Annotated in this window: 11 protein-coding genes; 6 read left to right on the forward strand and 5 right to left on the reverse strand. The window is 74.0% G+C overall.

What is annotated here, in order from left to right; translation table 11 throughout:
• The 5 genes from A2U95_RS22605 to A2U95_RS22625 form a co-directional block, all read right to left on the reverse strand.
• Positions 1–884, reverse strand: an 884-nt coding sequence (locus tag A2U95_RS22605) for an MFS transporter (protein ID WP_166026161.1), incomplete at its 3' end; no start/stop codon positions are given.
• Positions 885–1130: 246 nt separating this feature from the next.
• Complete coding sequence (locus A2U95_RS22610; protein ID WP_166026163.1) at positions 1131–2411, reverse strand: acyltransferase family protein; 1281 nt, start codon at positions 2409–2411, stop codon at positions 1131–1133.
• Positions 2412–2520: 109 nt separating this feature from the next.
• Positions 2521–4197: an FAD-binding oxidoreductase gene (locus A2U95_RS22615; RefSeq protein ID WP_166026165.1), complete on the reverse strand. Its 1677-nt coding sequence runs from the start codon at positions 4195–4197 to the stop codon at positions 2521–2523.
• Between the two features lie 123 nt (positions 4198–4320).
• Positions 4321–5055, reverse strand: coding sequence for a beta/alpha barrel domain-containing protein (locus tag A2U95_RS22620; protein WP_166026166.1), 735 nt, complete (start codon positions 5053–5055; stop codon positions 4321–4323).
• Positions 5056–5194: 139 nt separating this feature from the next.
• Positions 5195–6250 (reverse strand): VOC family protein, encoded by a 1056-nt coding sequence (locus A2U95_RS22625; protein WP_166026168.1) that lies wholly within the window; start codon positions 6248–6250, stop codon positions 5195–5197.
• Positions 6251–6666: 416 nt separating this feature from the next.
• On the opposite strand from A2U95_RS22625, the gene A2U95_RS22630 reads away from it, so the two are divergent.
• From A2U95_RS22630 to A2U95_RS22655, 6 genes are all read left to right on the forward strand, one after another.
• Positions 6667–7110, forward strand: coding sequence for a MarR family winged helix-turn-helix transcriptional regulator (locus A2U95_RS22630; protein ID WP_166026170.1), 444 nt, complete (start codon positions 6667–6669; stop codon positions 7108–7110).
• Between the two features lie 410 nt (positions 7111–7520).
• Positions 7521–8777 carry a sedoheptulose 7-phosphate cyclase gene (locus A2U95_RS22635; RefSeq protein ID WP_166026172.1) on the forward strand — a complete coding sequence of 419 codons (1257 nt, stop codon included), beginning with the start codon at positions 7521–7523 and terminating at the stop codon, positions 8775–8777.
• Positions 8774–9565, forward strand: coding sequence for a cupin domain-containing protein (locus A2U95_RS22640; protein WP_166026174.1), 792 nt, complete (start codon positions 8774–8776; stop codon positions 9563–9565). Before A2U95_RS22635 ends, A2U95_RS22640 begins: the two co-directional genes overlap by 4 nt.
• Entirely contained in the window at positions 9562–9966 is a 405-nt protein-coding gene (locus A2U95_RS22645) for a cupin domain-containing protein (protein ID WP_166026175.1), read from the forward strand. Before A2U95_RS22640 ends, A2U95_RS22645 begins: the two co-directional genes overlap by 4 nt.
• A 65-nt stretch (positions 9967–10031) precedes the next feature.
• On the forward strand, positions 10032–10940 hold the full coding sequence (locus tag A2U95_RS22650) for an NADP-dependent oxidoreductase (RefSeq protein ID WP_166026177.1): 909 nt from the start codon (positions 10032–10034) through the stop codon (positions 10938–10940).
• Between the two features lie 65 nt (positions 10941–11005).
• A complete protein-coding gene (locus tag A2U95_RS22655) occupies positions 11006–11482 on the forward strand; it encodes a MarR family winged helix-turn-helix transcriptional regulator (protein WP_166026179.1) in 477 nt (158 codons plus the stop codon).
• Positions 11483–11569 lie beyond the last annotated feature (87 nt).

The raw sequence follows: 11569 nt of genomic DNA on the forward strand, positions 1-11569 counted from the left end.
CCGTCCGGGGGGAGGGCCAGCAGCAGCAGACCCGCCGCGGCCGTGCCCAGCGTCGCGGGGACGGCCGCGTGCGGGAAGCGGTCGGCCGCACGGCCGCCGACCGTGTTGCCGACGAGGCCTCCCGCTCCGTAGAGCAGGAGCAGGACGGTGACGGTCCGCGGCTCGAGGCCCACGGCCTGCGTGAGGTAGGGCGAGGCGTAGGTATAGAAGGTGAAGACCCCGCCGGTGCCCAGCGCGATCACCACGGCGACGAGCAGCACCGCCCCCGGAAGGGCCGGTGTCCGCCGGCCGGTGACCGCCGCCCCCGGCCGGCGGGGGGCCGCCGTCGGAGGGGGTTCGGGGACGGTGCACCGCATGAGCAGCAGGGTGGCGGCCAGACTCGACGCGGCGAGGGCCCAGAAGGTGGCGCGCCAGCCGTAGGCGTCCCCGATCAGGGTGCCGACGGGGACGCCGGCCACGCTGGACAACCCGATGCCGAGCGTGACCTTGGCCCCCCAGGCGGCCCGGCGGTCCGCGGGCGCCATCTCCCGGGCCGCCGCCACGAACGCCGCGATGAGGGTGGAGTGGGCCAGCGCGCTCACCACCCGGCCCGCCGTCAGCCAGCCGAATCCGGGAGCGAGCGCCGCCTGCACGTTGCCGAGGACGAACACGCCCATCAGGGCGGGCATGAGGACGGCACGGCGGAGCCGGAGCCGGATCGTCACCGCGGTGACGAGCGGCCCGACGAGGACGACCGTGACGGCGTACACGCTGATCAGCATGCCGACGGCGGTGAGCGAGACGCCGACGTCCCGCGCGACGGACGGCAGGATGCCGGCGATGACGCTCTCGGCGGTACCGATGCAGAAGGTGCAGGCCATCATCGCGAGGACGGGAAGCGGCATGGCGGGTGGTCTCCTTGGTGGTCCGGCCGGCGGGCTTCTCCCCCGGCCTCTCCCCGGGCGGGTCCCGGCGGGGCCCCGACGGCGGTCTCCGCGGTGAGGGTCCCCGCGGTGAGGGTCCCCGCGGTGACGGTCTCCGCCGGGCACGGGGACGGCTCCCGCCGCGGGGACCGCCGTCCCCGTGCCCGTGTTCTCGTGTCCGTCTCCGCGCGGTCGTCCGTGCCGGGGGCGACGGCGGGACGGGGCGCCTCAGTTCGTGCCCACGGTCACGGACCTGCTGCTGTCGCCGTGCGGCGGGCCGGCGGGCTCCGGAACCGCTGCCGGAGCCGGTGTCGCTGCCGGTGCCGGTGTCGCTGCCGGTGCCACCGCCGGAGCCGGTGCGGCCGTCCCCGGCGTCGTCCGTGCCGTACGGCTCCGGCGTGCCCAGGCCCGCATCACCGGACGCTCGACGCCGGTGTACAGCAGCCAGGCCAGCAGCAGGCTCGCCCCGGCGAGGAGCACGGCCACGCCGACGGCCTCGGCGGGTGAGTCCGCCTCCCGGAAGCCGAAGCGCTCCTGCGTGACGGACAGCAGGATCTGGTGGACCAGGTAGAAGGCGAAGGACACCTCGCCGAGCCACACGCACACGCGGCCGCTCACCGCGCTTCCGCGGCCCTGGGCGTCACGGGCCGCCACGGCGGCGATCAGGAGGGCGAACGGGACGACGACGACGGCGTTGAGGGAGAACAGGAAGGGGACCTCGAGGCTCACCGCGTACGCCGCCACCGTGAGCGCCAGGGCGGGCAGCGCTCCGAGCCCGATCCACCGGCCGGACAGGACGATCCGGGCCATCAGGATGCCGAGCACGAAGTCGAGCACCCGGACGGGCGGGAAGATGTAGACGAGCCACATCTGGGTGATCGAGTGGCCGTACAGCGGTGAGTTGGCGTGGTTGGGGCCGAACGCCTCACCCGACGGCAGCAGTTGCACGGCCAGGGGCAGCAGCACGATCGCCGCGGACGTGCCGGCCGCCCACCACCACAGCCGCTCGGCGCGGATCCGCGACACCCGCCGGTGCAGTGCCGGGAACAGCAGGTAGAAGACCAGCTCGCAGGAGAGCGACCAACTGGGGTTGTTGATGCTGAAGAAGACGTCGTCGCGCGGCACCCAGGCCTGCAGCAGGAGGAAGTTGGGGATTCCCTGCCCCCAGGTGGCCGACACGTAGGCGTACGAGGCCAGGGCGAGGAGGAAGGTGACGACGTGGTTGGGGAGGATCTTGGCCAGTCGGCGTCCCCAGAACGCGCGGGGGGTGTCCTCGCCGCGGACCGACCAGGTGAGGACGAAGCCGCTGAGGATGAAGAAGAACGTGACGCCCGCCCATCCGCCGTTCTTCAAGGCGGAGGCGAACGGCCCGTGGCCCTCGCCGTCGGTGGAGTAGGCGTCGAGCAGCGACAGGTGGAAGAGGAACACGAGGAAGGCGGCGAGGAAGCGCATTCCCGTGAGTGAGGGCAGCCGGGACGAACGGCCGGGCGCGGCCGGAACAGCGGACACGGAGATCACCTCGTCGAGTGGGAGCTGGTGCGGGGGAGCTGGACGGACGGCCCACGAGGGGCGCGGCGCCGGCCGTGGCGGACGGTGCCGGCCGGCCGGCGGGCGGGTGTCACAGGGGCCGCACGGACTGGGCGTGCCGGAAGAAGTCGGTGGGGTCCCAGGCGGCCTTGACCTTCTGCAGGCGCCGGTAGCCGTTCTTGTAGTAGAGCTCGTGCCAGGGCACGCCGGAGCTGTTCCAGCGCGGGTCGCCGAGGTCGACGTCGGCGTAGTTGACGAAGCAGCCGTCGGTGTCCTCGTCGGGGACCGGCACGCCGCCGGTGGCGGCGAACATGTCGCGGTAGCACTCCCGGACCCAGGCGACGTTGGCCTCGTCGTCCGCCGCGTCGTTCCACAGGGAGACGACCTGGTACTTGAGCACGGAGTCCCGCTGCGGCACCGCGGTGTCGTCCGGCGCGACCCGGTTCACCGCTCCCCCGTAGGAGGCGATCATGAGGAGGGCGCCGGGGTTGTGGAAGTCGTCCCGGGTCAGGTGCCGGTACGCGGCGGCGATGTGGGCGTCGGTGTAGTTGCGCCGGGCGTACACGGACTTGCCCTTGAACCTGACCGTGGGGTCCGGGCCGGTGAATCCGGGCCACTGCGTGGCGTGCAGCCACGGCACCCGCCGGTACTGGCGGACCTGGGGACGGACCCCGACGCCGGCGCCGACCTCGGATATGTAGTCCCGCAGCAGCCGTTCGGCACCGGGGGCGCCGGCGTCGACCAGCGAGTCGAGCACCACCGCGCCGGCCGACTTGTGGAAGGGCTTGAGCTGGCTGAACAGCGCGGTGTACGGGGAGTCCGGCGCGCTGTTGCGGGCGTGCCAGTCACCGTGGTTCCACATGAGCCGGGTGAAGCGGGCCTCGGTGAGTTCCTCCCAGGGCCAGGCCACCTCGCTGAGCCACACCTCGCGGGGCGGCGTGGGGAGCTGCTCGGCCGGATCGCTTCCCGTGGCGCCGGGAGAGCGCAGCCAGTAGCGGGTCACCACGCCGAAGCTGCCACCGCCGCCGCCCGTGTGCGCCCACCACAGCTCGCGGTGGGGGTCGTCGGGCTCCCGCGTGGCGGTGACCGCACGGGCGGTTCCGTCCGCCTGGACGACCACGATCTCGATGCCGTACAGGTGGTCGACCGCGAGCCCGTCGCGTCGGCTCATGGATCCGTAGCCGCCGCCCGGGATGTGGCCTCCGGCCGCGACGGTGGGGCAGTTGCCGGCCGGGAGGTACACGCCCCAGCCCTTGTAGAGGCGGTCGTAGACCCGTCCGAGGGCGGCGCCCGGCTGGACGGAGAACGCCCGCCGGCGCTCGTCGTAGGAGATGTCGTCCATGCGGGAGAGGTCGAGGACCACCTCGACCTCCCGGCTGGTGGTGAAGTCCTCGTAGCAGTGGCCGCCGCTGCGCACGGCCAGTCGTCTGCCGGAGTCGACCGCCTCCTGCACCGCCCTGACGACGTCGTCCGTGGAGGTGGCCAGGACGACCCGTTCCGGGCTGCCGACCCAGCGCTGGTTGGTGCCACGCCGCAGGTCGGCGTACCGCCGGTCCTGCGGGAGCACGGTGACCGGGGCGGAGGAGGCCGTCCCGCGGTCTGCTCCCGCGGCGGCGGCCGGTCCCAGGCCGGCCGCGGTGAGCGCGAGGGCGCCGCCCGCGACGGCCGTGCCGGACAGGAACGCCCGGCGGCGCACCCCCGCCCCGGACGGGGCGTCGGCGGCCGGTGAGAAGGAGGTGTCCGCGGCGAGTGGAGCGGAAGAAGGCATGAGTGATTCCTTGGGGTGGTGGGACATCGGTGCCGGCGCGGGACGGGGCCGGTGGCGCCGGCCGCGCGGGAGCGCCGGGGGGAGGGCGGGCGCCGGGGCGCCCGGTGGTGTGTCAGCGGGACGTCATGCCCGCGGGGCGGGACCGTCGAGCGCGGCGAGCCGGATGCCGAACCGGTCGAGGATCCCGGCGACGCGGCGGGCCTCCGCGAGATCCGCCGAGGCCGGCGCGGTGACGGCGGCGTGCCGCGTGAACGCGGACAGGGCCTCCGGGGACAGCGCCACGGCGGTCCCGGGGAGCAGGCACCGCTCCGCGTACTCGGCGCCCCGGTCGGGGCCGGCCGGCGGCCGGGTGGACCACAGCAGGCGGGGCACCGGCGCACCGCGGCCGAGGGCCCGGCCCCAGGCCGGGGAGCGCAGGTCGCGCCGGAACGCGTCGTACAGCAGGTGGGCTCCCGCGATTCCGGCACGGTCGTGCGGGGCCTTGGCCTCCCAGCCGCCGATCCGGTCGAGGCGGGCGTTGACCACGGCGTCGACGGCCGGAACGGAGTACTCGACGGCGAGGGGGCGCGCCCCGGACGGGGCCGGGGCCCCGGACAGCAGCTCGCGCGTCAGGCGCCGGTACCCGGCGATCCCGAGGACGGGACCGGCGACGAGGACGCCTCGGGCGGACCGGTGCTCGCCCGGCGGGCCCCCGGCGGCAGCCGGCAGCACGTCGTGGGCGGTGTGCGCCGCGCCGGCGTGGTCCGGGGCCGCCGCCTCCGGGGAGGTGTGCCGGAGGTCCAGCCAGAGCTCGGCCTTCGCCGTCGCTCCGCGCGGCGGTCCGGCAGGGCGGGGCGGTAACCGGGTGAGTGTGTTCATCAAGATCACCTCTTCGGGTGCGAGGCCGACGAGCCGGCACGGGTGCCGGTGGCCGGGCGCCGGGGCTCGGGAGCGGGCGGCGGCGGCCGGTGTGCTCGACCTGCGTGAGGAAACGTTCGGGCGGGGACTCCGGTCCCGGTCAGGGGCGGTCGTGCCAGCGCAGGTCACCGGGTGTCGCGCGCCGGGCGGCGGTCCGCGTCTCGTACGGCAGTGATCCGTCCGGCATGTTGATGATCTCCATCTGTATGCCGATCGGGGTGCCGAAGTAGAGCCAGCGGTCGCCGGCGATCGGGCCCTGGGTGATCGTCTCGGGTTCGCCCATCAGGGTCACCCCTTCCTGCTCGCGCAGGTAGGCGGCGGCCGCGTCCACGTCGTCGACGTAGAAGGCCAGGTGGTGGCCGCCGACATCGCTGTTGCGCGGAGGCCGGGTCCGCAGGGCGCCCTTGCCGCTCTGCCTCAGTTCGCAGTTGGCGGTCGGGCCGGTACGCAGCAGGACCCGCCGGCACCGCTCGGCGCCGGGCGGCCCGTCCGCCGCCTCCTCGGAGCCGTCCACCGGCTCCGCCCCCAGCACCCCGGTGAAGAAGCGGGTGGCGGCGTCGAGGTCGGCGACGGTGTAGCTCACGTGCTCGACGCCGAGCAGGCCCAGCGCGCGCTCCGCGGCGTTGGAGTGCGGGCGGGGCGTGGGGACGAAGCGCCGGCCGTCCCGCCGGCCGGGACCGCTCAGCGAGATCAGCGTGCCCACGGGGGTCAGGAACCAGCGGCGTGACCCGCCCGAGGAGTCCGACGGCCCGAGGCGGACGGCGCCGGCCCGGCGCAGGTGTTCCCCGGCCGCGTCCGGGTCGGCCACCGCCAGCGCGAGGTGGTGACCGCCGACGTCGTTCGGGCCGGGCGGTGAGGTGATCTGGCCGGGAGCGGTGTACTCGAAGAGTTCCAGGTTGCTGTGGGAGCCGAGCCTGACCAGCGCCACCTGGGCCCGGGCGCGCGGGTGCACGCCGAGCTTCCGGCTCATCCAGTCGCCGGAGGGGTCCTCGACGGGGCCCTCCCGGTAGCAGAGCTCGCCGCCCAGTACCCCGGTGAAGAAGGCGACGGCGTCGTCGAGGCGCGGCACCGTGAAGGCGTAGTGGTCGACGGCCCGCGCGGTGGGCAGTCCTGAGCGTGCCGGCGTCGCCGGCGACGCCGAGACGGCGTTGAGCATGATTCCCCCTGAATCGGTGCGCGGGTGCGGGTGACACCACGGCGCACGAATGCCCGGACGTCGGCGCCCGCCTGCGACCGGCGCCGACCGAGGGGGACAGTAGGGGAACTTCGTTGCGTGCGCAAGAACAATCCTGACGACGCATCGGAACGGTCGATCCCCCGCATGCATCGTGAGCTGTGCTTTCCGCACCCGGCAACAACCGGGAGAACGGTCCGCGAATCAAGTACTCACGGATCTCCTTGTAAGGGCATGTAAACATCGCGACACGCGAGGGTTTCCCTGGATCTCGCCATCTCGTATTCTGGGCGTGGTCCGGCCGTCTCCTCCGATGCGGATCGAGACTGCTCCCCCACCGCGTTCGGAAGGCCCCGGCGGTCGGCGGAACCCTCGGGCACCTCGAAGAAGGCGGCATTATGCGAACGCGCAAAGAAGACAGCGTCGAGCTGTGGAGTCAACTGTCGGTCCTCGTCGCGGAGGTCGGGACCGCGCTGGACAGAAGGCTGTCCGAGGACTTCGAACTGGGACTCACCGACTTCCTCGCCCTGCGGGCGCTGAGCAACGGCGATCCGGCCGGGATCCGCATGAACGAACTCGCCCAGCTCCTCGGCCTCAACCAGTCGTCGGCCACCCGTGCCGTCCAGCGGCTGGAGGCACGCGGTCTGGTCGAGAAGGCGATGCACGCGACCGACCGCAGGGGTGTCGTGGTGCGCGTCACCGACGCCGGCCGCACCATGGCCGCGGACATAGGGGGGCTGTTCCGGCGCGAGGTCGGCATGGCCCTGGAGGTCGCGTCCATGGACAGCCGGACCAGCTCGGTCGTGGCCAGGCTGCGCTACGCCCCCACCGGCGACCGCTGACCCGGCCCTCCTCCCGTCGCACCCTCCGTCGGACAGACGGGGGGTTTCGTCGTTCCCGGGCTTCCGGCCTCGCGCTTTCGGAGCGGCTTCCTTGCGGGGGCATGAACCCCGCACACCCTTCCGGACATCCACACGAGGACTCCCCGAAGCGAATGCCCAGGTGGCAATGGTGAGACATGCGCGCCCTGATGCCGTTTTCGGTCAACGGGCACTCCAGCCACCCCTCGATGTCCTTGCGTGCGCAACGAACGATGTGTCAGGGTCGGTGCCGACAACGGGGGCGGGCCACGACACGGTGGCCAAGGCACGTGCCCGCGCTCCGGACGACTGTCCGGCCCGGCACGCGAGCGAACTGCCCCGACGGATGCGCAGTGCGCCCGAATCGACTCCTCGACGGAGGCAGCAGCCAGATGCAGCAGAGAACCCAGACCACGCAGGGCAACGACGGTCTCTTCGCGGTGGGCAGTCCGGTCACCCACTGGTCGGTGCAGACCAGCAACCCGGTGCAGTACGAGATACGGGCCTGCGAGAACCTGCTGGACCCGGAGAACCTCACCATCCTGGAGGGCGCCGCGGACGGCGGGCGCCGGCGGCGCTTCGTCGTCACCGACCGCGTGGTCGACTCCCTCTACGGTGAGCGGATCCGCGCCTACTTCGAGCACCACGACGTCGAACACCGCGTGCTCGTCCTGGAGGACGGTGAGACGCACAAGTCGATGGACGCGGTGCTGAGGGTCACCGCGGCCCTCGACGCCTTCGGCGTGGACCGCCGCCGTGAGCCCGTCATCGCCATCGGCGGCGGCGTCCTCATGGACATCGTGGGCTTCGCCGCCAGCCTCTACCGCCGCTCCACGCCCTTCATCCGCATCCCCACCACCCTGATCGGCCTGGTGGACGCGGGAGTCGGCGCCAAGACCGGGGTCAACCACAACGGACACAAGAACCGGCTCGGCACCTATTTCCCCGCGGACCGCACCCTGCTGGACCGGTCCTTCCTGGCCACCCTCGACGCACGCCACATCAGCAACGGCCTGTCCGAGATCCTCAAGATCGCCCTGATCAAGGACGCCCGCCTGTTCGACCTGCTGGAGCAGCACGGCGCCGACCTCCTGCGCACCAAGCTCCAGAGCCCCGCGTCCATGGGCCCCACCCCCGCCGACGTCCCGGTGGACCAGCGGCTCGCGGCGCGCGGGCTCCACCTCGATCCCGCGACCGAGGTGGTCGAGCGGGCCATCCAGGGCATGCTGGAGGAACTCCAGCCCAATCTCTGGGAGAAGGTGCTCGAACGGGTCGTCGACTACGGCCACACCTTCAGCCCGACCATCGAGATGCACGCCCTCCCGGAACTGCTGCACGGGGAGGCGGTGGCCGTCGACATGGCGCTCACCACCGTCATGGCCGAGCGCCGCGGACTCGTCAGCGCGTACCAGCGTGACCGCGTCCTGCGGGTGATGGAGCGCCTGGGACTGCCGACCTGGCACCCGCTGTGCACGTCGGAGCTGCTCGTCGAGGCCCTGCGTGACACCGTGCGCCACCGCGACGGCAAGCAGCGGCTGCCGCTCCCGGTCGGCATCGGCAGCGCCGTCTTCGTCAACGACGTCACCGAGGCCGAACTCGGCGCGGCGGCCGAGGCGCTCGGACTGGTCTCCTCAGGGGCCGCCCGATGACCGTCGCCACCACCGGTCCGGGGACGGCCGCCGCCGGCCCGGCGAACCCCGGCCCCCGCTCCTTCCGCGCGATCGGGACCGTGACGGGTGCCGCCACGGTCCACGGGGTGCACGGCGCCGCCGGGCGCACGCGCTGGAAGTGCTTCGCCGGCCGCCGCCAACTGGCCTCCCCCACCGAGGCCGTCGAGTGGGCCTCGGTCCCGCCGGGCGGTCTGAGCGGGGAGCACCGCCACACCCGCACCGAGGAGATCTACCTCGTCCTGCGCGGACGGGGAGAGTTCCTCTACAACGGCGTCCCCCACCCCGTCGGCCCGGGGTCGCTCGCCCTGACGCCCCCCGGGAACGTGCACGGGCTGCGCAACACGGGCGGGAGCGACCTCGACTGGTGGGTCGTCGAAACCCTCGCACCCGGCACCGACGCCGTCCTGTCCGGAGCCGCCCCCATCCACCCGGGAGTTCCCCCCATGGGCGATGTGATCATCCACGACCTCTTCAAGGAGAGGACCGTCTCCACCGACGGCGTCTTCACCGGCCCGCTGCGCCAGGTGGAGGTCGTCGAACTCGAGGCGGGTCAGCGCACCGTACTGGGCGCGTCCGACGCGGAACTGGCCGTGTTCGTGCACGACGGCGAGGGGCGGGCAGCCTCCGGGGACGCCGCGGCGGAGCTGTCGTCCGGCACGTGCGTCACCCTCGGTGCGGGCACGTCCACCGCGGTGGAGGCGGCGTCCGCGCTGCGGCTGCTGATCGTGACGCTGGCCCTTCCCCGGCGCGCCGGGGAGGCGTCGTGATCGTCTCGACGGTCGCCGGGGCGGTGCACGGCGCCGTCGGCCTCGACGCCGGCACGGACGCCGGCGCCACGGCCGCGTGGACGTGCCTGGTACGCCGCGGGATGCTGCACAGCGAGTGCGAGGCGGTGGAGCACTGGGTGCTCCCGCGCGGCGCCGCTCTGACGACGACGCCCGGGCACGGGGTGGAGGAGGCACTGCTCGTTCTCGAGGGCGAGCTGCGGCTGACCACGGCGTCCGGGGAACGGACCGTGCGCGCGGGGCAGCTGGTGCTGGTGCCGCACGGCCGGACGGCGCGGCTCGCGGCGGACCGCGCCGAGGTCCGGGTGATCACCGTCCGGGGGCTCGCCGCCTCCGTCGCCGACCGGCTGCCGCCCCGCGTACCCGAACTGGTCCGAACCTGAAGGAGCGCGGCGCGTCACGGCCGGCCCGTGACGCGCCGCGGACACCCACGAAAGTGAGCAGACCCATGCGCGCCGTAGTCCTGACCACGTACGGCGGCCCGGAGCGGCTGTCGGTCTCCGAGATCCCGGAACCGGCCGCTCCGGACCCCGACGGCGTCCTCATCCGTACCGCCGCCGCCGCGGTCAACCCCGTGGACCTGCAGACCCGCGCCGGCCTGCACGCCGGGCACAGCGCCTGCCACCCGCCGATGGTCCTCGGCTGGGACCTGGCCGGCACCGTGACCGCCGTGGGCGGCGCCGTCACCGGCTTCCGCGTCGGCGACCGCGTCGTGGCGATGTCGGCGCAGATGGCCACCGGCCGCGGGACGTACGCCGAGGTCGTGGCCCTGCCGGCGGACATCGTCGCCCACGCCCCGGCCTCGGTTCCGCGGACCGTCGCGGCGGGGCTGCCGCTGGCCGGCCTGACCGCCCGGCAGGCGCTCGGCCTCCTCGCCCTGCCCGAGGGGAGCTCGGTGCTGGTCACCGGCGCCGTCGGTTCGGTCGGCGGGCTCGCGGTGCAACTCGCCCGGCTGCGCGGTCTGACCGTGGTGGCCCAGGTCAGGTCCGCCCGCGACGAGGACCACGCGCGGGCCCTGGGCGCGGACCGGGTGGTGGACGCGGCGCACCTGCCGGTGGCGGGCGTCGACGGCCTGCTGGAGACGGCCGGCCTGCCCGAGGCGATCGGCGCGGTCCGGGACGGGGGCCGGGTGGTCACCGTCGTTCCCCGCAGGGTGCCGGCGGCGGAGCGCGGCGTCCACGTGGCCGTCTCGCACGTGGAGCAGGACGGCCGGGGGCTCTCCGAACTCTCCGCCCTGGTGGACGCCGGGGAACTGCGGCTGCGCGCCGCGCGGGAGTTCGGCTTCGAGGAAGCGGCCGAGGCGCACCGCCGGCTGGCGGCCGGCGGTGTGCGGGGCAAGCTCCTCCTTCTGCCCTGACGATGTGTCCCGGCGCCTGCGGCGCCCACCGGGACGCGGAACGTGAAGACCGAGGACAGTGATCCGTGACCGAGCCGCACGACCACGAAGTTCCCGACTCCTCCGCGGAGACCGCCTCACGGCTGTGGGAGCGGATGGTGCCCATGTTCTCCCTGCTGGAGGGGAGGCTGGACCACACGCTGACGCGCCGCCACGACATCGGCCTGGGGCAGTTCATGGCCCTGGGCGTGCTGGCGAGGGAGCATCCGGAATCCGTGTCGGTGAGCGGTGTCGCACGGCGGCTGGGAGTGAGCGTCTCGGCGGCGAGCCGGGTGCTCGCGCAGCTGGAGCGCGCGGGCCGGACGGTCAGGGTGGCCTGGCCGTGCGACCGGCGGGCGAGCCGCGTCACGGTCACGGAGACCGGTCTGGACCTGTGGAACCGGGCCTGCCACACGCTCCACCACGAACTGTCGCTGGCCTTCGGGACGTTGAGGTTCGACGAGCGGTACGCGCACCTCGTGGCCCGCCTGTGCCGGACGGAGCGGGAGCGACCCGCCGAGTGACGGCGCGGTCCTCCGCGAGGCGCCGGGGCGCCGCCGGCCGGCACGGCCGCCGCCCCGCGCTCAGGCCCGGCCGGCGGCGGGCCGACG

The sequence above is a fragment of the Streptomyces chilikensis genome (genome assembly GCF_001642695.1).
Taxonomy (GTDB): domain Bacteria; phylum Actinomycetota; class Actinomycetes; order Streptomycetales; family Streptomycetaceae; genus Streptomyces; species Streptomyces chilikensis.